Below are 19,823 nucleotides of genomic sequence, written 5' to 3' on the forward strand. Positions count from 1 at the left end.
GATCTAGCGCGCGAATGCGCCCGTGCGCGTCGACACGATCTCTTTGCCCAGGGGCATGAGCGAGATCGGCACCATCTTGAAGTCGGCGATGCCCATCGGGATGCCGATGATCGTGATGCACAGGGCGATGCCCGAGATGATGTGCCCGATGGCGAGCCACCACCCGGCGAGGATCACCCAGATGACGTTACCGAGGAACGAGCCCACACCCGCCGTGGGCTTGGACACGATCTGACGTCCGAAGGGCCAGATGGCGTACCCCGCGATCCGGAACGAGGCGATCGCCCAGGGGATCGTGATGATCGGGATGCACAGCAGGATGCCTGCGAGCGCGTATCCGAGGAACAGCACGAAGCCGGCGAGGATGAGCCAGATGATGTTCAGGATGGTGCGCATGCTCGCATCCTCTCACCCCCTGGCTGACAGAGCGCCGTTCCCTTGAGGGCAGATCACGAGGAGCCCGTGTCCGAGGCCCCGCCTACACTGGAAGGGCAATGACTGACAACGTTCTCCTCGTGCCCCCGGCGGGCGAGCCCACGCCCGACGCAGACCTTCTCGCGGGGCTCAATCCGCAGCAGCTCGAGGCGGTGACCCACCGCGGCCAGGCGCTGCTGATCGTCGCCGGTGCCGGCTCTGGCAAGACGAGCGTGCTCACGCGGCGCATCGCCCTTCTGCTGCGCAGACGTGAAGCATGGCCGAGTCAGATCCTCGCGATCACCTTCACGAACAAGGCGGCGGGCGAGATGCGCGAGCGCGTCGGCCAGCTCGTCGGCGACGCGTCCCGAGGAATGTGGATCTCCACGTTCCACTCCGCGTGCGTGCGCATCCTCCGCAACGAGGCACAGCAGTTCGGCTTCACCAAGGCCTTCACGATCTACGACTCCGGTGACTCCCGTGCGCTCATCAAGCGCCTCGTCAAAGAGTTCCAGGCAGACTCGTACGGCTTCACGCCGGCGGCGGTGCAGTCGAAGATCTCCAAGCACAAGAACGAGCTGCTGGATGCCGAGGGCTTCGCTCGTCAGGCGAACCTCGCCGATCCCGCGGAACGTGTGTTCTCTGAGGTCTTCCAGGCGTATCAGCGTGAGCTGCAGAAGGCCAACGCGTTCGACTTCGACGACCTCATCGGGCAGACCGTCTTCCTCTTCCGCGCGTTCCCGCATATCGCCGACGTCTACCGTCGCCGGTTCCGTCACATCCTTGTCGACGAGTACCAAGACACCAACCACGCCCAGTACGCGCTGATCCACGAACTCACCCGCCCCGTCGCGGGCAATGCCGAGCCGTATTCCGCCGGCGGCATGATGATCTTCGAGCCCGAGTCCGCCCCGGAACTTGATGGGGCATCGCTCACCGTCGTGGGTGACTCCGACCAGTCGATCTATGCGTTCCGTGGTGCGGACATCCGCAACATCAGCGAGTTCGAACGCGATTTCCCTGGCGCCAAGGTCGTGCTGCTCGAGCAGAACTACCGTTCTTCGCAGAACATCCTCACCGCGGCCAACGCCGTCATCAGCAACAACTTCGACCGCAAAGAGAAGAAGCTCTGGAGCGACCGCGGTGATGGCGACAAGATCATCGGCTTCACCGGCTACTCGCAGCACGACGAGGCGCAGTTCGTCGCCGACGAGATCGAAGCGATCCACCGTGCGGGCACGCCCTACTCCGAGATGGCGGTCTTCTACCGCACGAACTCGCAGTCGCGTGCGTTGGAAGAGATCTTCATCCGCTCGGCCGTCCCGTACAAGATCATGGGCGGCACGAAGTTCTACGAGCGCGCCGAGATCAAAGACGCGCTCGCGTATCTCGTGGCCGTCGCCAACCCCGCCGATTCGATGGCGCTGCGGCGCATCCTCAACAAACCGCGCCGGGGCATCGGCGACGTGACCGAGACAGCGATCGCACGCTTCGCGGATGACCAAGGCATCACCTTCCGTGAGGCTCTGTCGCGTCCGGCCGAGCTCGGGGTCGGCCCCAAGCTGCAGGCCGCCATCGCACAGCTCGACGAGACACTCACGGCCGCATCCGTGCTCATGCTCCCGCCCAGCGGCGAGCTCGCACCGCCCACGGCCGTCGCCGAAGGACTCACGCTTCTGCTGACGCAGAGCGGCTACTTCGAGTCGCTGCGCGCGAGCCGTGACCCGCAAGACGAGGCCCGTCTTGAGAACCTCGACGAGCTCGTCGCCGTCGCGCGCGAGTTCGCACGAAACAACCCTGAGGGCACCGTCATCGACTTCCTCACCGAGGTCGCGCTCGTCTCCGACGCCGACGACCTCGACGACTCCTCCGGGTCGGTGTCGCTCATGACGATGCACACCGCGAAGGGCCTCGAGTACGACGCCGTCTTCGTCACGGGTGTTGAAGAAGATCTCATCCCGCACCGCATCTCTGCGGGCGAACCGGGCGGACCGCAGGAAGAGCGGCGCCTCTTCTATGTCGGCATCACCCGTGCGCGCAAGCGTCTGCATCTCTCGCTGGCCATGACTCGCGCCCAGTTCGGAGAGATCTCCGCCGCGATGCCCAGTCGCTTCCTCCAGGAGATTCCCGCCCACATCATCGACTGGCGGCAGTCGCCGGGCGACGTCAACTCCCGCGGCGGAACACAGTCGCGCGCCCTTAACGGGCGCCGACCCGGGGGCGGCTACGGCGGTTCCGGTGGCGGCTTCGGCGGCTCGGGGAGCGACCGTTTCGCGCCCCGGGAGCTGCCCAAGAGCTCGCTCAAGCCACTGTCGACCTCGATGGATCGGTTCCCGAACCGCGTGCCTGCCAAGGTGCGTGACAACGGCGACCTCGAACTCGCCGCCGGCGACCGCATTCGTCATGACGACTTCGGCGAGGGCCGCGTCGATGCCGTGACCGGTGAGGGCGCGAAGCGCATCGCCCACGTGCGATTCGACACGGCGGGGCTGAAGAAGCTGCTCATCAAGATCGCGCCGATCCAGAAGCTGTAGCCATACGGCGCATCGCTTTCCTTGCGGCGGATAGGCTGACGGCATGGCTCTTTTCTCGCGTCGCTCCAAGTCCGACAACGCTGCGTCCGAGGCGGACGCTGCGGAGAACGCGACGACGGAGGCATCCGTCTCCGGGGCGCCCGCCCCCGTGACAGCAGAAGAGCCCTCGACCCCGGACGTGCCCAACGTCTCCATCTCGATGGAGACGTTCCGCGGCGTAGGAGCGGCATCGACGCCGGCGCCCACCCCGCAGGCGCCCCCGGTGCGACCAGCCACGCCCGCGCTGCCCCTCGCTCCCGCCGACCCGCCGGAGCAGACCGAGACGGTTCCGGGCATGAAAGACAACGTGCTGCTGCGCGAGGCGCTCGCAGAGCTCGGCGAGGCGCCCACCAATGAGCAGCTCCTCGGCGTGCTGCGTCAGACCCTTCAGGGGCACCTCTACCTGCGAGTGCAGGGCGACGCACAAGAGCAGATCAACGCCGGTCAGCCGCTCGCGATCGCCGTCGCGCGCGAGGGCGAGAACCAGTTCATGCTGGCCTACAGCTCGGCAGGAGCGGTGAAGGCCTCGGTGCTGCTCGAGAGCGACCCGACGGCCACATCCGCGGTGGCTCAGCCCGTCCATGCCGTGTTCTCGCAGCTTCTCGCCGGCCCGTTCGCGGGTGTCGTGCTCGACACCGCGTCGGCTCCGCATCGCGCGGTCTTCCCGCGTGAGCTGATCGAGAAGGCGATGAATCAGGCCGACCCCGGTTTCGCGCTCAAGACGCAGCTCGCGACACCGCGCGACGCATCCTCTGAGGCGCGTGTCGGCGAGGAACTCGCAACGGCCCGACTCTGGGTTGCGGTCGCGACGGGGCAGGAAGAGGGGCAGTTCGGCATCGCCGAAGCACAGACCGCTGATGGCTCCCGCCTGCTGCAACTGTTCTCGCACCCCCTGGAGATCATCGCACTCGGGCGTGGAGAGCAGCCGATGCCCTTCACCGCGGAGCAGCTGGGCACGGTTCTCGCCCAGCACGCCGAACTCGATGGCGTTCTGATTGACGCAGCGGGCCCCACGATCGCGGTACGCCGCGCCGCTCTCGGCGCGGTCATCGCGCTCGCGAAGCCCCAGGAGGATGGCGCAGCGGAGCCCGCAGCCGAATAGAATCACCGTCTGCAACGAGGGGTGAGCGGAAACATCCGCCCACTCCTCGTTTTTCGCTGTACCCGACTCTCGGCATCTTCATCTGGCCCCGGTGCGTTCGGAAATATCGCCCTTGCCACCGACGGCGGGGCAGTCCAGGATGTAGGCACCAGCGCGACGCGGCGCACCGGAAAGCGACGTTCTTGCGCACCATCCAGTTCATTGAGGGGAACGAGATGTCTAAGAACAACAATCGCCGCAAGGTGCTGGCCGTGCTCGCGGGCGGGCTTGTCCTCGGGGTCGGCGCTGCTGTGACGCTTGCTGCCTGGAACGACTCCGAGTTCGCTACCGGAACCTTCACCGCCGGCAGCTTTGACCTCGAAGGCTCCATCACCAGCGGAACGACCGGGTTCGCGAACCACAACACGGCGGGCACCGCTCAGGCGCTGTCGTTCACGTTGCCCGCGGGCGTCGTGAACAACATGTCTCCCGGCCAGACCGTGTACGCGCCGTTCTGGGTGCGGCTGGCGGCGAACACGACGAGCGATGCCACCGTGATACCTGCGGCCATCACCGCCGGCACCGGAGGCAACGAGGCGAACATGTCGTACTCGATCTCCGTCATCGGCGTCGCGGAGACGTGCAATCAGACCACAGCCGCCGCGGGCACGACCATCGCGACGGGATCCACGCTCTCGGCGCTGACCGGTGCCGCATCCACCGCGCTCGTGAAGGGCTCGCCGACCACGGCCGCCGGCACCGCGATCCAGATGTGCTTCGCCGTCACGGCGGGGAACCAGGCGTCGCTGGTGCAGGGAGCCTCGGCGACGGCCACATGGCGATTCGAAGCGACCTCGACGAACTGATCTCATGCACACCCGCAGAGCCGTGCGGGAGAAGAGGCAACAACGCTCCCGCCGCGTGAGAGCAGTGCTTGCCGGAGGCCTGGTCTTCGGTGTCGGGGCTGCCGCGACGCTCGCTTCCTGGACTGATCAGGAGGTCGCGACGGCGACCATCACGGCAGGGACCTTCGCGATCGAATCGCGTACGAACCTCGGAGCCTTCGAGGATTCGCCGCATACACCTGCGCTGACTCTGCCTCTCGGGGCAACCGGACTGTATCCGGGTGAGAAGCGTGCCGCGTGGATCCAGATCCAGAACAAGGGGTCCGTGCCCGGCACGGTCAGTCTCAGCGGGGTGACGGTGGTCGGTGCGGACAACGTGAGCGCGCCGACAGGCAACAGCGCGAACCTGCAGAACGTGCTGAAAGTGGGAGTCGCAGTGACGACCACCACCAATGGCGCGGTTGCTCCCTCCTGCACGACGGCGACGCCGACGACATCCGTCGCCACCGGAGCGACCGTCGTGCCCGCTCCGGTGGCCACGGGGGCGCTGGCGGCGAATCGCGGCAACATCGTCTCCTTCTGCGTCGTCGTCGAGTTCCCGGTGACCGCGGGCAACAACACGCAGGGCGGCGATGTACGACCCACCTGGACCTTCACGGCGACCACGCCGACGACCTGACAAGGAGGAGAGATGCTGCGGATGCTGCGCGCTGTCGGGCGCGGGATACGAGAAGGACTCCTCACTCTGGCCGCCGCGGGCGGTGTGATCTGCATGGTCCTGGTCGTGCTGGCGTTCACCGGCGGCTTCTCGCTCATGATGTTCAAGACCGGATCGATGGCGCCGACGATCCCGGCGGGCTCGGTCGCGCTCGTGCAGGAGATCCCGGCTGCCCAGATCGTCGTCGGCGACATCGTGACGGTTGCCCGCGAGGATGAGCTCCCGGTCACACACCGGGTCACGAGCGTCGCATCCGGCGATGATCCTGACGCGCGCGTGATCACCATGCGCGGTGATGCAAACGATGTCGACGACCCCGTGGCCTACGTCGTCTCGGACGTGCGCATCGTGCGCGGCTCCCTCCCGCACCTGGCGAACGTGGTCGTCTGGCTCGCTCAGCCCCTCGTGCTCGGCGGCATCACGCTCGGAGCGGCGCTCCTGGTCGGGTGGGCGTTCTGGCCGCGTTCCCGAAGAGAGGAGTCGGATGCTGCGGCATCCGATCTCCCGGCCGATGAGGCGGGCGCCGATGGCGCATTCGGCGGAGACGAGCCGGTGCCCGTGGGGGCGGGTCTGCGGAGGGATCGTCGGACATGAGGCGTCTCCGGTGTGCGACAGCGGCGCTGGCGATGATGATCGCCGGGATCGCGGGTGCGCCGGCGGTGCATGCGGACGCGTCGACACAGGTCGTGCAAGGGCAGTACGTGCGCCTGGTCTCGGTTGCCGACTGGGATGCTGCGCAGAACCTGCGCCCGGGAGCATCGGTGCAGTGGGATGTCGCGGTGAGCGCGGATGCTCCGGAGGCGGGGAAACTCACCGTCGGGGTGAGTGCGCGCGGTGACGCCTCTCTGCGCATTCATGCCGTTCTGTGCATGAATCCGTGGGAGGGTGAATCCTGCCCGGGTGGGGCGCGCACTCTCGTCGAGAACTGGAGCGTTCCGCGCGATGGCTCGCTGACGCCGCTGGCCGAGTTCGATGCCGCTCGCGAAGGGCACCTGCGCCTGCAGGTCGCCCTCGACCAAGGGGCTGTCGGAAGCAGTGAGCTGCGCGTGCACGGGCAGGGCGCAGGCGACGCCGTCAGCGTCGGCCCCGGAGATGATCTCGCTCCCACCGGGATGTCGCCTTTCGTCCCTGTGCTGTTCGGGCTGAGCGCAGCGCTGCTCCTGCTCGGGGGCGCGCTGGCGTTGACGTTCCGCCCGCGAGGCGCTGTCCGGAGCGGACGATGAGGCGCCGGGTGGCCGCGGCCGCCGCGGGCCTGTCGATCCTTCTCGCGGGCGCGCTGATGCCCGGCGTGCAGCCGACAACGGCCTCGTTCGTCGACGACGAGTATGCAACGACCGCGATCTCCACGGTCACGCTGGCACCTCCGCAGAGCCTCTCGATGATCAACTGCACGGGTCTTCTCGGAACCGGTATCGGCGCGGGTGTGACGATCGAGTGGCAGTTTCCCGCGGGCGCGCCGTACACGGGTTTCACACCCGCCGCGAACGTGCAGTGGGCATTCAACAGTGCGGGGGACAACTGGCAAGCGGTGGCGACGCAGGCGCAGGGCAACGGGCGCTATCGCACCACATTCAACACGGGCATCATCAGCGGGCTGCTGAGCCTCCTTCTCGGTGGCGAGATGACCTTTCAGTCGCGCACGGTGCTCGGCAACTGGGTCTCGGGGAGCAGCACGAAGGTGAAGTACACCGCCCCCGTCCTGGGAAGCCCCAGCTGCCAGATCGTGCCCTGAGTCAGTCCATCAGTGCGAGCGCGCGGAACGCATCTCGCTCGCGCAGCTCCTCACGGCGGCTGGCAGGAGCAGGAGAGACGCGAGCCGGTGCGGCGCGCCCCGTGGTGCGCTGGTAGAGCTCGTCGATGAGGGAGGTGGCGAGTCCGACGAGCTTCGCGATCTCGGTCTCGTCGCGGTCGATCCAGGTGCATCGGGGCTCGTCGTCGACAGGCACGAAGTCGTCGTGCTGCTCCCAGACGACGAGGGTGCGCTCGGCGCCCAGCACGTGCTGCTGCCACCACACCTGGCGGAGGTAGGTGCGCGGCACGGAACGCCAGGCCTTGTTCGTCGTCTTGATCTCGGCCAGCACGATGCGTCCGTCACCGTCCACCGCGATGCCGTCGGGGGTGGCGAGATGACGGTGCTCGACCTCGGCGCGGAACAGCGCAGAAGAGGGGAGGATGCCGTGGGTCGCGGCGACCCAGGCCGCGATCTCGGGCTCTCGCCGGCGGCCATGGTCGGTGTAGGCGTTCCCCATGAAACGGGCGCCCCCGCCGAGTTTCGCCTCCGCCGCGCGGGCGATGGAGGCGGGGCTGGTGAGGTTCGCGACATCCGTCGCAGTGATCCCGCGCGAGCGCGCCCGAAGCCAGGCGACCCGGTCGCGGGAGTCCGCGACGATTCGGGCTTCGAGTTCGGGGGTCACCTTTCGAGGCTACCCCCGGGCGCGCATGCCTGCGTCCGCACACGCCGTGCCGCACCGGCGTCGCTCCGGCGTGCCACCGCCGGGAGGATGCGGCCTCGGCGTTCACGGGGCGAAGGGAAGAGGGGGAGTAACACCTCCTCGATTTGGGTGGCGGATGCCGGTGGGGTAAAGTTGTCGGTAACCGAAGACCGCCGGTCATCGTGTTGCGTGAAAACGCAGCATGATCGAAGCACTGCTCTCGCAGGGGCCCGCGCAGGACACGAACGAATCCCAGTTCTCTGGATGTAGCTCCGTGCGCTTGCGCCGGAGCTTTTTTCTTGCCGCAGCGCCGGATCCGGAAGGTCGAGGTCGATGCTCCTCTCACCAGGAGCATCCCGTACCCACCAAGGAGTGACCATGGCGCAGAAGGATGCATCGGTTGCCGAGCTCACGAAGAACTTCGAGAACTCGAACGCCGTCCTGCTGACCGAGTACCGCGGTCTGACGGTTGCCCAGCTCAAGGAGCTGCGTAACAACCTTCGTCAGGACGCGAACTACGCCGTGGTGAAGAACACGCTGACCAAGATTGCTGCGAACAACGCAGGAATCACGTCGCTGGACGACGACCTCAAGGGTCCGTCGGCTGTGGCGTTCGTGCACGGTGACTTCGTCACCGCTGCAAAGGCTCTGCGTGACTTCGCCAAGGCCAACCCGCTTCTCGTGATCAAGGGTGGCGTCTTCGAGGGCACCGCTCTCAACGCTGACGAGGTCAACAAGTACGCCTCGCTGGAGAGCCGTGAGGTTCTGCTGGCAAAGGCCGCGGGCATGATGAAGGCGACGATGGGCAAGGCTGCGGCCACCGTCGACGCTCTTCGCGAAAAGCTGGAGACCGCCGAGGCCGCGTAAGCGACCAGCGATTTCCTCTCTACAAACCACATCAATAGGAGATACATCATGGCGAAGCTCACCACTGAGGAGCTGCTTGAGCAGTTTGCTGGCCTGACGCTCATCGAGCTCAGCGAGTTCGTGAAGGCGTTCGAGGAGAAGTTCGACGTCACCGCTGCTGCCCCCGTCGCCGTTGCCGGCGCTGCTGGTGGCGCTGGCGCTGCTGAGGCTGAGGAAGAGAAGGACTCCTTCGACGTCATCCTCGAGTCGGCTGGCGACAAGAAGATCCAGGTCATCAAGACGGTCCGCGAGCTCACCTCGCTCGGCCTCGGCGAGGCCAAGGCTGTCGTCGACGGTGCACCCAAGGCTGTGCTCGAGGGCGCAAACAAGGAGACCGCCGAGAAGGCCAAGGCTGCTCTCGAAGAGGCTGGCGCAACGGTTACCCTCAAGTAATCTCGCGTTCTCACGCTTCGCGAAGGCCCTGGGTTCTCCCGGGGCCTTCGTGCGTTGAACGAGAGAATCAGCCTCGGGGGGCTGTCGAGTTCCGCACCACGAGAGCGGATGCCTCCACCCGGCGAGCGAGCGGTGCATCCGGGTTCTGCATGCGCTCCTGCAGCAGCCGCACCGCCGTGCGCCCCTGTTCCCGAGGATGCTGACGCATCGTCGTCAGCCCGAACATCTCCGCGTACTGGTGATCGTCGATTCCCACGACACTCAGTTCGCCGGGGATCGAGATCGCCATCCGCCGCGCCGCGATCATCGCCCCCACCGCGGTCTCATCGCACACCGCCAGCAGTCCCGTCGGCCGCGTGCGCTTGTTGCCGAGGAGATCTCCGGCTGCTGCGTATCCTCCGGGCACGGAGGACTCTGCGGGGACGATGCGCGCCGCATCCTCGAGGCCTGCCTCCGCCATCGCGTCGAGGTAGCCGCGGATGCGCAGCGCGTCGCCGAAGCCCGCCCGCTGGGGGTCAGCGGGGCCGCCGAGGAACGCGATGTCGGTGTGACCGAGGTCGATCAGATGCTCCGTCGCGACGTGAGCAGTGAGGCGATCATCGAGCATGATCGAGCTCGCCCCCTCGCTGTGCGGGCCGATCGTGACGATGGGGCGCCGGGCCTTCAGCAGCCTCTCGATCTCGTGGGCCTCCGGCTCGATGCCGACGGCGATGACACCGTCGAAGCGTCGCCGTGAGATGGCGTGGTCGAGCATGCGCGCCCGGCCTTCGCTGCCGTCGGCGCCGTTGTACAGCATGAGGTCGAGTCCGCCCGTGAGGAGCTCCTCCTGCACGCCGTCGAGGAGCTCGGCGAAGTACCAGCGGTCTGCGCGGGGCAGGATCACCGCCACGGTCTGGGTGCGTCCGGTGGCCAGGCTCGCCGCTCCCGGGTGAGCGACGAATCCGAGCTCTTGCGCGGCACGGGTGACACGCGCGTGTGTCTCGGCGGAGACGTATCCGGAGCCGTTGAGCGCGCGACTGGCCGTCGACTTCGAGACGCCGGCGCGCGCGGCGACATCGGCGAGTGTGGACATGATCGACTCCGGGGTGGGGCCGCTGCGATGCGGATCGGGATCAGCCTAGCGCGGCTGGAGAAAAGAGGGAACCGGTTCCATCTTGTCCGCGCGGGAGCGCTTCCATAGTCTTCGAGAAGCGGCAAGAAGGTTGTGAGCTTGTGACCCGACAGCCATTGTGCCGCGGAGGAGATCAACAGTAGGTTGGCCTGGAATCGGTTCCCGACGCGGTCATGCAGTGGGATGCGCCGCGTCGCGAACGTGAACTCGAAGAGGAGAAGTCATGGCACTGACACAGCGTTACCGGCGACTCGCGCCGCTCGCACTTGTGGGCGCAGTGGGAATCGCTCTGGCGGGATGTGGGGCGCCCGGTGCGCCCAGTGGCGGTGGGGGCGACGGGGGTGGCGGCGGTGACAACACCGTGACGATCTACGGAACCATCGTGGATGCGGAAGCGGAACTCCTGCAGCAGTCGTGGGCTGACTGGGCTGAGGCCGAGGGCATCACCATCAAGTACGAGGGATCTCAGGACTTCGAAACGCAGCTCGGAACGCGCGCGCAGGGTGGCAACCCGCCCGACATCGCGATCTTCCCGCAGCCGGGCCTCTTCGCGGACTTCGCATCGCGTGACTTCCTCAAGCCCGCTCCGGAAGAGGTCGAGAAGAACGCCAACGAGTACTGGACCAAGGACTGGGTCAACTACGGCACGGTCGACGGCACCTTCTACGGCGCCCCGCTCATGGCCAACGTCAAGGGCTGGATCTGGTACTCCCCGGCGAAGTTCGCCGAATGGGGCGTCGAGATTCCCAAGACGCTCGACGAGCTCACGACGCTGACCGAGACGATCGCCTCGACGACAGGCGCTCCGGCCTGGTGTGCCGGCTTCGAATCCGGCACGGCGACCGGCTGGCCGGGCACCGACTGGATCGAGGACTACGTGCTCCGTGACAGCGGCGCCGAGGTCTACGACCAGTGGGTCACGAACGAGGTCAAGTTCACCGACCCTGAGATCAAGGGCGCTTTCGACAAGGTCGGTGCGATCCTGCTGAACCCGGCCTACGTCAACGCCGGCTTCGGTGACGTGCGCTCGATCAACTCGACGGCCTTCGGTGATGTCGCTCCCGCCCTGGCATCCGGCTCGTGTGCGCTGACGCACCAGGCGTCGTTCCTTGCGGGCTTCTTCCCGGAGGGCACCAACGTCGCGGAAGACGGCGACGTCTGGGCCTTCATGCTTCCGGGTAAGACCGAATCCGATTCGGCCGTCACCGGCGGTGGCGAGATCGTCGGTGGCTTCAGCGACGACGAGGCCACGCAGAAGGTCCTTGCCTACCTGTCGAGCCCCGAGTGGGCGAACAGCCGCGTCAGCCTCGGCGGCGTCACCTCCGCGAACAACGGGCTGGACCCCGAGAGCGCGAAGGACCCGATCCTCCAGGAGACCATCAAGATCCTGCAGGACCCCGACACCACGTTCCGCTTCGACGCATCTGACCTGATGCCGGGTGCCGTCGGCGCCGGAACGTTCTGGAAGGGCATGGTCGCGTGGGTCAATGGCACCGCGACGGATGAGGTGCTCACACAGATCGAGTCCGGTTGGCCGGCCGGATGATCTGAGCAGAGCGGGTCGCCTTTCACCGGGCGGCCCGCTCTGTCCCACCCGGCAGCGCCGCCCGGTGGGTGACCACGCACACCCGAGAAGGGACTGAAGTGACCCAGTTCTTCCAGTGGATCGGCACGATGCATCCGATCCTTCAGGCGCTGATCGTCGTGCTCGCATTCGCGGCCGTCGTCGCGCTCATCCTGTTCTTCGTCGATATCGCGCCCCGCAAGGGCACCATGTACACCGTGATCCGGTTGGCGATGTGCCTGCTCATTCCGCTCGCGGTCATGCTGCTCTTCAACTCGTACTACTGGGCCATGGGAGTCGCGGTCGTCGTCGGCGGCATCTTCTTCCTGCTCGATCTTCGTGCCAGGGAGGGACGCGGTTATCTGATCCAGCTCGTCGCCTTCATGGCGCCGGCGATGCTCCTGCTGCTCATCGGACTCGTGCTGCCGTCGATCCAGACGATCTTCGCCTCGTTCATGAACTCCTCGGGCAAGAGCTTCGTCGGTCTCGCGAACTACGCCTGGATCTTCGGCCAGCCTGACGGCATCCGCGTCGTCGTGAACACGATCATCTGGGTGCTGGTCGTGCCGACGGTCTCAACGGTCGTCGGTCTCGCCTACGCCGTGTTCATCGACAAGACCCGCGGCGAGAAGATCTACAAGGTGCTCGTCTTCATGCCGATGGCGATCTCGTTCGTCGGCGCAGGCATCATCTGGCGGTTCATGTACGAGTACCGCGCGAAGCAGTACGACCAGATCGGCTTGCTGAACCAGATCGTCGTCTGGTTCGGCGGCGAGCCGCAGCAGTGGCTGCTCAACCCGCCGTGGAACACCTTCTTCCTCATCGTCGTGCTGATCTGGGTGCAGACCGGTTTCGCGATGGTGATCCTGTCGGCATCCATCAAGGGCGTCCCCGTCGAACTGCTGGAGGCGGCGGAGCTCGACGGAGCCAACGCGTGGCAGCGGTTCATCTCGGTGACGGTGCCCGCCATCCGCCCCGCGCTCATCGTGGTGCTGACGACGATCTCGATCGCCTCGCTGAAGGTCTTCGATATCGTGCGCACCATGACCGCCGGAAACTACGAGACCAGCGTGCTCGCCAACGAGATGTACACGCAGTTCACCAAGTTCGAGGCGGGGCGCAGTGCAGCGCTCGCCGTGATCCTCTTCCTCCTGGTGCTGCCGATCGTGATCTACAACGCGCGCCAGATCCAGAAGCAGCGGAGCATCCGATGACTGACACCGTGAGCACCCACTCGTCCTCCACCCGCGCCATCACGACAGGCGGGAAGCTGGATGCCTCGGCGGCACGCGCTCGCCGCAAGCTGTCCCGGCCCTGGGCATCCGCCGCATCCATCGTCATCGCCGTGCTGTGGACGATCCCGACACTCGGACTGTTCATCTCGTCGTTCCGTCCGCGCGATCAGATCATCTCCAGCGGATGGTGGGAGTTCTTCCTCAACCCCGAGGTGACGGGGGAGAACTACGTCGACGTGCTGCAGTCGGGCACGACGCAGCTGACCATGCTCGAGTCGTTCGTCAACTCGATCGCGATCACGATCCCCGCCACCGTCGTTCCGCTCCTGATCGCGTCGATGGCGGCCTACGCCTTCGCATGGATCGACTTCAAGGGACGCAACGCGCTGTTCATCTTCGTCTTCGCGCTGCAGATCGTGCCGATCCAGATGGCCCTGGTCCCACTGCTGAGCACGTTCTCCCGGGGGCTGAACCTCTTCGGCCTGCAGGTGACACTGCCGCTGGGTGCCTCCGACGGCTACGCACAGGTGTGGTTCGCGCACTCGATGTTCGCTCTGCCGCTGGCGATCTACCTGCTGCACAACTTCATGTCGGAGATTCCGGGCGAGGTGATCGAGGCCGCACGCGTCGACGGAGCATCCCGCGGACAGATCTTCTTCCGCATCGTGCTGCCGCTGACGATGCCCGCGATCGCCTCGGTCGCGATCTTCCAGTTCCTCTGGGTGTGGAACGACCTGCTGGTGGCCCTCGTGTTCGCCGACGGCGCGGCGGCTCCGATCACGAAGCTTCTGGCCGAGATCACGGGCACACGCGGCAATGACTGGTACCTGCTGACCGCGGGTGCCTTCGTGTCGATCATCGTTCCGCTGATCGTGTTCTTCTCGCTGCAGAGGTACTTCGTCCGCGGACTCCTTGCGGGGTCGACGAAGGGCTGAGTCTCGCATCGCCCGTAGACTGGACGAATCCTCACGCACCGGCGCTGGCCGAGGCGTGAGGATTCGCTTTTGAGGAAGGACCCGCGTGCCCGACGCCACCCACCCGAACACATCCGCGTCCACGGGGGCGATCCGCACGCTCGGATCCAACCCGGTGACCGCGCCCATCATGCTGCACCCGGGAGACTCGATCACGCTCCGCCGCCGCGTGATCTACATCGTGCTGCTCGGGGCGCTGACGGCACTCGGGCCGTTCACGATCGACCTGTATCTGCCGGCTTTCCCCGTGCTCGAGGCGGATTTCCAGACGACGGCCGCTGCCATCCAGCTGACGCTGACCGGAACGATGATCGGCTTCGCCGTCGGCCAACTCGTCGTGGGACCGCTGAGTGACAAGGTGGGGCGCAGGATTCCCCTCATCGCTGTCACGGCGCTGCACGTTCTCGCGAGCGCGGCGGCTGCGTTCGCTCCCGACCTCGGCCTGTTGAGTGCTGCGCGCGTGTTCATGGGCATCGGCGCGGCGGCGGGCGGCGTCGTCGCCATGGCGATCGTGCGTGATCTGTTCGGCGGGCGGCGCCTCGTGATCATGCTGTCCCGGCTCGCGCTGGTCTCCGGCGTCGCGCCCGTGATCGCGCCGCTCATCGGGTCGATGCTGCTGACCGTGATGCCGTGGCGGGGGATCTTCGTCGTGCTCGCCGCCTACGGCGCGGTGATGCTCGTCGCAGCCATCATCCTGATTCCCGAGACGCTGCCCAAGGAGCGTCGCCACGATCGCGGATCCACGACCGTGCTGCAGCGCTACCGCAGCGTCTTCTCCGACCGCGTCTTCATCGGCGTGCTCATCATCGGCGGCATGACCTTCTCAGGGCTGTTCTCGTACCTTTCGGCGTCTCCGTTCCTGTTCCAGCAGACGCACGGCCTGGACGCTCAGCAGTACGGGGTGCTGTTCGCGGTCAACTCGCTCGGCGTCGTCGTCGGCGTGCAGGTGGCGTCGCGACTCGCCACGCGCTTCGGACCGCAGTGGGTGCTCGCCTTCTCGACCGCTGTGCTGCTGCTGGCGGGGGCGGCGATCATCGTCACGGACCAGCTCGGCCTCGGCCTCTGGGGCACAGTGATTCCGCTGTTCGTCTTCATGACGGCGTGCGGTTTCACGTTCCCGAACGTGCAGGTTCTCGCGCTCGACCGCCACGGCAAGGCTGCAGGGACCGCAGCATCCATCCTCGGCGCGGTGAACTTCGGTGTCGCCGGCCTCATCACCCCGATCGTGGGCTGGGTGTCGCGCGATGCCGGCATCACGGCGACGACGATGGCGGCCGTGATGGTCGGATGCGCCGCGATCGGAGCGCTCGCGCTGTGGCTGATCGTGCGTCCGCGCACCGTGGGGATGCTCGCTCCCTGACCGCGCGGTCAGTTCAGGATGCTGAGCATGGCGCGCGTTGGCTCTCTGGCCTGCAGTTCGTGGGGCATGTTCGCAGGGACATGGATGATTCCGCCGGGTAGGAGCTCGTGCTCGTCACCGCCCACACGGAAGAGGAGGCGGCCACTCATCACCTGGACGAGGATCGGGAACGGCGAGCGGTGCTCAGCGAGGGTGGCGGACGTATCGAATGACAGCATCCGGATCTTCACACCTGTTCCGTCGAATACCCGGTGCGGGCGGACGCGGCCTTCTTCTACGGGGGCCGCATCCAGGAGGTCCTGCAGCGAGGCGGCAACTGTCTGCGCGGTATCAGTGCTCATGACTTGAGGCTATCTCGGTGCTGAACACGGTGGGCCGCAGGGATGCCTTCCGTGCCTCCCGGCACAATGGAGGGATGACTCGATGCCTCGCCCTCTCCCTTGCCGCGGGCGCCGCCGCGGCTGCCCTGCTGCTGGGGCTGCTCGTGGTCCTGCTGCCGACGGCGGGGATCGCAGCCATCGACCAGGGGTGGAATCAGCTCATGGGCGGCCTGCGCCAGCCCTGGCTGTTGAGCTTCGCCCACGCGATGAACATCATCGGCGGAGGGTGGGTCGCGGTCTTCCTCGTCCCGCTCACGATGGCGGCTCTGCTGTGGGCACTGCGCGGGTGGCGCACTGCCGTGTTCGCCCTGATCTCCTTCGCGGCGAGTGCGCTGCTGGTGCAGGTGCTCAAGCACCTGTTCGCTCGCGCGCGTCCCGACGACATGCTCGTGTCCTCCGACTTCGGGTCCTTCCCGTCGGGGCACGCGGCGAATGCGGCCACGGTGGCGATGGTGCTGTGGATCGTCTTCCCCCGGGTGTGGGCGGTGATCGCCGGGGTGGCCTGGGTCGTCCTGATGGCCCTCTCTCGGACCCTGCTGAGTGTGCACTGGCTCAGCGACACGATCGCAGGCACGCTCCTCGGCGCGGGCGCGGCGCTTCTCGTCGCCGTCGGGTGCGCGTCCTGGGTGCGCCTGGCGGCGTTCGACACGCTCGCGCGCTCTAGTGTGGACAGCAGCCTCCCCTCGACGTCTCAGGAGTTCTCTGTGCCCCGCATCCGCCCCTACCAGCCTGCTGATCGCGACGCCCTCTACGAGGTGTGCGTGCGCACCGCCGACGCCGGGGGGGATGCGACGGGCATCTTCACCGATGACGCGCTGTGGGGCGACATCTTCGCGGTTCCCTACGCCGAACGCCACCCCGACCTGTCCTGGGTCGTGGAGAGCGAGGACGGCCGCGTGATCGGTTACCTGGTGGCCACCGACGACACGAACGCCTTCGAGAGCTGGTTCCGCGACGAGTGGTGGCCGACGAAGGCCGCCCAGTACCCGCTGTCCGGCGAGGCCGAGCCGACCCGCCAGGACCGCATCATCTCCTACGCGGCGGGGCGCGCGCCCGGCAAGGAGCCGAACGCGGGGGAGTACCCGGCGCACCTGCACATCGACCTGCTGCCCGAGACGCAGGGCCACGGCCTCGGCCGCACCCTCATGCAGACGCTCTTCGCCGAGCTGGAGCGCCGCGGTGTGCCCGCCCTGCACCTGGGGATGGATCCCGCGAACATCGGCGCGGCAGCGTTCTACACGAAGCTCGGCTTCGAGCCGCTTCCCGCGCCGGAAGGCGCGATGACGCTCGGCATCCGCTTCTGACGAAACGAGTAAGGGCCCCGCATCTGCGGGGCCCTTACTCGTTCTGGCGGTGACGGAGGGATTCGAACCCTCGGTTGCTTGCACAACACACGCTTTCCAAGCGTGCTCCTTCGGCCGCTCGGACACGTCACCAGGAAACAACCTCACCATCGTACCTGACCGCGGGAGCGGTTCGAGACCGCGGAGGGCGTCCCACCCCTAGAGTGGGCGTGTGGGAAGGGAAAAGGCGACGCAGAAGCGCGGGGGAGCGCAGCGCCGATGGGCGATGCAGATGCAGCAGCCGCTTCCTCCGACGACGGTCGGCGATCGCGTGTTCTTCCTGATCGGGACGGGAGCCGCGATCTGGCTCGCCGTGATCATGGCCATCCAGGGCGTGCGTTCCTGGTGGGCGCTGCTGCTCTTCGTGCCCGTGTGGGCGATCATCGCCTACCTCGCGCTGCCGCGCCTGCACCGCATGCTCTCCGACCTCTATGTGCCCGACTACTTCTTCGGGCGCACTCGCACGGCGGACGGTCTGCTCGGCGATCCGGTGAATCTCGGCGTGGACGGCTCGGCTGCGCAGCTGGATGCCGTCATGACCTCTGCAGGGTGGCATCGTGCGGACGAGATCACCGCGGCGTCCACCTGGGGCATCATCGTCTCCACGCTGACTCGTCGCAGTTACCCGACGGCACCGGTCTCGCCGCTCATGCTCTTCGGTCGGCGGCATGACGTCGCCTATCAGCAGGAGGTCGAGGGCAATCCGAAGCAGCGTCACCATGTGCGCTTCTGGCACTGCCCGCCGGGCTGGCTGCTCCCAGGCGGCGCGAAGACCGACTGGCTGGGCGCCGGCACCTACGACACGGATGTGGGGCTGTCGTTCTTCACGTTGCAGGTCACGCACCGGATCGACGAGAACACCGACATCGAACGCGACTACGTCGTCTCCTCCGCCCGTGCGGCCGCCCCCGCCGTCCAGGTGCGGGTGCTGCATGACTTCACGACTGGCTACCACTCCCGCAACGGCGGTGGCGACCGCTTCATCACCGACGGCAACCTCCCTGTCATCGACGTCTCCGCTGTGACGGTTCCGCCGGTTGCGGAGCACGTTCCAGAGGCGACCGCGCGCCCCGAGTCGGCGCGCCCCGAGTCGGTGCGCGAGCGGGCCCGCGAGGCGGCAGCATCCGCGGAGCAGATCGCGCAGCGTGTGCCGCTGTCGATCGTCGCGGGCGTCGCTTTCGTCCTCCTCTCCGGTCTGATCGAGCTAGCCGTCTCCCTCGCCGTCGACGACATCTGGGGGTTGCTGGGCTCCACCTCCGAAGACAACAGGATGATCGCCGCGAGCGTGCTCGTCATCAGCGGGCTCATCACCCTCGCCCAGGTCGTCACCTGCGTCTTCGTGCTGCGCGGCGGGCGGCGCTCGCGTGCGCTGCTCATGGTGCTGCTGAGTCTCGGCATCCTCGTCACGGCAATGGACTACATCGACGGTCAGGCGGTGCTCGCGCTCAACTTGACGCTGCTCACGGCCTCACTGGACTGCATCGCGCTGCTCGCGCTGTCGAGCGAGTCCGCGAGCCTGTGGTCGCACCGCAGGCGCCGCTCGCGGGAAGCGTCCATCCCGGCGTCCTAGGATTTCAGGGTGAGTACCCCCAAGATCGTCCTGTTCTACGCCTTCACCCCGCTCGCCGACCCCGAGGCGATCCGTCTCTGGCAGCGCGACCTGGGCGAGGCGCTGAACCTGCGCGGTCGGGTGCTGCTGTCGAAAGACGGAATCAACGGAACACTCGGCGGCGATCTGCTCGCCCTGAAGAAGTGGTTGCGCTCTTTCCGCTCCTACGCGCCGTTCAAGGACGCCGACATCAAGTGGAGCGAGGGCACGGGATTGGATGCCACGGGGCACAGCCTCGACTTTCCGAAGCTCAGCGTCAAGGTGCGCGACGAGATCGTCTCCTTCGGTGCGCCGGGCGAACTCCGAGTGGATGAGCAGGGCGTGATCGGAGGCGGCGAGCGTCTGAGTCCTGAGCAGCTGCACGAGCTCATGGATGCGCGTGGCGACGAGGTCGTCTTCTTCGATGGGCGCAATGCGCTCGAGGCGCAGATCGGCCGCTTCAAGAACGCGATCGTCCCCGACACCGAGACCACGCGGGACTTCGTCCAGCTGCTCGATTCCGGCGTCTATGACGATCTCAAGGGCAAGCCGGTCGTCACCTACTGCACCGGCGGCATCCGCTGCGAGGTGCTGTCGAGCCTGATGACGGCGCGCGGTTTCGGCGAGGTCTACCAGCTCGAAGGCGGCATCGTCCGTTACGGCGAGAAGTACGGCGACACTGGTCTCTGGGAGGGGTCGCTGTACGTGTTCGACAAGCGCGGTTCGGTCGATTTCAGTGCGGAGGCGGCGGTGATCGGCGAGTGCGCCGGCTGCGGCGCGGCCACCAAGCGCACCGCGAACTGCCCTGACCTGTCGTGCCGCCACCAGTTCGTCGTCTGCGAGAGCTGTGACAGCGTGCCGTGCGCGGAGCACCGCGCAGCCTGACCGTCTTCCACGTGCGCGTCG

General features: G+C 66.9%; 20 protein-coding genes and 1 tRNA gene. 16 read left to right on the forward strand and 5 right to left on the reverse strand.

Annotated features, from left to right (window positions below):
• Window positions 1-3: 3 nt before the first annotated feature.
• Complete coding sequence (locus tag JOD62_RS10725; protein ID WP_204939281.1) at window positions 4-396, reverse strand: YccF domain-containing protein; 393 nt, start codon at window positions 394-396, stop codon at window positions 4-6.
• A gap of 98 nt (window positions 397-494) precedes the next feature.
• On the opposite strand from JOD62_RS10725, the gene JOD62_RS10730 reads away from it, so the two are divergent.
• From JOD62_RS10730 to JOD62_RS10760, 7 genes are all read left to right on the forward strand, one after another.
• Entirely contained in the window at window positions 495-2,948 is a 2,454-nt protein-coding gene (locus JOD62_RS10730) for an ATP-dependent helicase (RefSeq protein WP_204939282.1), read from the forward strand.
• 43 nt (window positions 2,949-2,991) lie between these two features.
• Window positions 2,992-4,089, forward strand: a complete 1,098-nt coding sequence (locus tag JOD62_RS10735; protein WP_204939283.1) for an SseB family protein — start codon at window positions 2,992-2,994, stop codon at window positions 4,087-4,089.
• A 215-nt stretch (window positions 4,090-4,304) separates the two neighbouring features.
• Entirely contained in the window at window positions 4,305-4,934 is a 630-nt protein-coding gene (locus JOD62_RS10740) for a SipW-dependent-type signal peptide-containing protein (RefSeq protein ID WP_204939284.1), read from the forward strand.
• A gap of 55 nt (window positions 4,935-4,989) precedes the next feature.
• A complete protein-coding gene (locus JOD62_RS10745; protein ID WP_271171510.1) occupies window positions 4,990-5,592 on the forward strand; it encodes a SipW-dependent-type signal peptide-containing protein in 603 nt (200 codons plus the stop codon).
• Between the two features lie 12 nt (window positions 5,593-5,604).
• On the forward strand, window positions 5,605-6,225 hold the full coding sequence (locus JOD62_RS10750; protein ID WP_239526644.1) for a signal peptidase I: 621 nt from the start codon (window positions 5,605-5,607) through the stop codon (window positions 6,223-6,225).
• Window positions 6,222-6,854 (forward strand): hypothetical protein, encoded by a 633-nt coding sequence (locus JOD62_RS10755; protein WP_204939286.1) that lies wholly within the window; start codon window positions 6,222-6,224, stop codon window positions 6,852-6,854. Before JOD62_RS10750 ends, JOD62_RS10755 begins: the two co-directional genes overlap by 4 nt.
• Complete coding sequence (locus JOD62_RS10760) at window positions 6,851-7,363, forward strand: hypothetical protein (protein WP_204939287.1); 513 nt, start codon at window positions 6,851-6,853, stop codon at window positions 7,361-7,363. Before JOD62_RS10755 ends, JOD62_RS10760 begins: the two co-directional genes overlap by 4 nt.
• Before the next feature lies 1 nt (window position 7,364).
• On the opposite strand, the gene JOD62_RS10765 is transcribed toward JOD62_RS10760, so the two are convergent.
• Window positions 7,365-8,045: a YqaJ viral recombinase family protein gene (locus tag JOD62_RS10765; RefSeq protein ID WP_204939288.1), complete on the reverse strand. Its 681-nt coding sequence runs from the start codon at window positions 8,043-8,045 to the stop codon at window positions 7,365-7,367.
• Between the two features lie 396 nt (window positions 8,046-8,441).
• Here JOD62_RS10765 and rplJ point away from each other — a divergent pair, with 396 nt between their 5' ends.
• Complete coding sequence (rplJ, locus tag JOD62_RS10770) at window positions 8,442-8,930, forward strand: 50S ribosomal protein L10 (RefSeq protein WP_204939289.1); 489 nt, start codon at window positions 8,442-8,444, stop codon at window positions 8,928-8,930.
• Window positions 8,931-8,978: 48 nt separating this feature from the next.
• A complete protein-coding gene (gene rplL, locus JOD62_RS10775; RefSeq protein WP_204939290.1) occupies window positions 8,979-9,362 on the forward strand; it encodes a 50S ribosomal protein L7/L12 in 384 nt (127 codons plus the stop codon).
• A 67-nt stretch (window positions 9,363-9,429) separates the two neighbouring features.
• On the opposite strand, the gene JOD62_RS10780 is transcribed toward rplL, so the two are convergent.
• A complete protein-coding gene (locus JOD62_RS10780) occupies window positions 9,430-10,434 on the reverse strand; it encodes a LacI family DNA-binding transcriptional regulator (protein WP_204939291.1) in 1,005 nt (334 codons plus the stop codon).
• Window positions 10,435-10,696: 262 nt separating this feature from the next.
• On the opposite strand from JOD62_RS10780, the gene JOD62_RS10785 reads away from it, so the two are divergent.
• The 4 genes from JOD62_RS10785 to JOD62_RS10800 all read left to right on the forward strand — a co-directional run bounded on the left by JOD62_RS10785 (window position 10,697) and on the right by JOD62_RS10800 (window position 15,606).
• Window positions 10,697-12,019, forward strand: a complete 1,323-nt coding sequence (locus tag JOD62_RS10785; protein WP_204939292.1) for an ABC transporter substrate-binding protein — start codon at window positions 10,697-10,699, stop codon at window positions 12,017-12,019.
• Window positions 12,020-12,117: 98 nt separating this feature from the next.
• A complete protein-coding gene (locus JOD62_RS10790) occupies window positions 12,118-13,251 on the forward strand; it encodes a carbohydrate ABC transporter permease (protein WP_204939293.1) in 1,134 nt (377 codons plus the stop codon).
• Window positions 13,248-14,207 carry a carbohydrate ABC transporter permease gene (locus JOD62_RS10795; RefSeq protein WP_204939294.1) on the forward strand — a complete coding sequence of 320 codons (960 nt, stop codon included), beginning with the start codon at window positions 13,248-13,250 and terminating at the stop codon, window positions 14,205-14,207. The genes JOD62_RS10790 and JOD62_RS10795 overlap by 4 nt, the downstream gene beginning before the upstream one ends.
• Before the next feature lie 169 nt (window positions 14,208-14,376).
• Window positions 14,377-15,606 (forward strand): multidrug effflux MFS transporter, encoded by a 1,230-nt coding sequence (locus tag JOD62_RS10800; protein WP_204940169.1) that lies wholly within the window; start codon window positions 14,377-14,379, stop codon window positions 15,604-15,606.
• Window positions 15,607-15,614: 8 nt separating this feature from the next.
• Here JOD62_RS10800 and JOD62_RS10805 read toward each other — a convergent pair whose 3' ends face one another.
• The gene (locus tag JOD62_RS10805) at window positions 15,615-15,947 is read right to left on the reverse strand and encodes a cupin domain-containing protein (protein ID WP_204939295.1); all 333 of its coding nucleotides are present in this window, start codon (window positions 15,945-15,947) and stop codon (window positions 15,615-15,617) included.
• Between the two features lie 74 nt (window positions 15,948-16,021).
• On the opposite strand from JOD62_RS10805, the gene JOD62_RS15115 reads away from it, so the two are divergent.
• Window positions 16,022-17,290, forward strand: a complete 1,269-nt coding sequence (locus JOD62_RS15115; RefSeq protein ID WP_307818798.1) for a GNAT family N-acetyltransferase — start codon at window positions 16,022-16,024, stop codon at window positions 17,288-17,290.
• A gap of 44 nt (window positions 17,291-17,334) precedes the next feature.
• Here the strand turns inward: JOD62_RS15115 and JOD62_RS10820 are convergent.
• Window positions 17,335-17,422: transfer RNA gene (locus JOD62_RS10820), tRNA-Ser, on the reverse strand.
• Window positions 17,423-17,501: 79 nt separating this feature from the next.
• Between JOD62_RS10820 and JOD62_RS10825 the strand changes: the two genes are divergently transcribed.
• Window positions 17,502-18,899 (forward strand): LssY C-terminal domain-containing protein, encoded by a 1,398-nt coding sequence (locus JOD62_RS10825; protein WP_271171511.1) that lies wholly within the window; start codon window positions 17,502-17,504, stop codon window positions 18,897-18,899.
• Window positions 18,900-18,908: 9 nt separating this feature from the next.
• A complete protein-coding gene (trhO, locus tag JOD62_RS10830; RefSeq protein ID WP_204939296.1) occupies window positions 18,909-19,802 on the forward strand; it encodes an oxygen-dependent tRNA uridine(34) hydroxylase TrhO in 894 nt (297 codons plus the stop codon).
• Window positions 19,803-19,823 lie beyond the last annotated feature (21 nt).

Origin of the sequence: Microbacterium keratanolyticum, assembly GCF_016907255.1 — a bacterium.
Taxonomy (GTDB): domain Bacteria; phylum Actinomycetota; class Actinomycetes; order Actinomycetales; family Microbacteriaceae; genus Microbacterium; species Microbacterium keratanolyticum.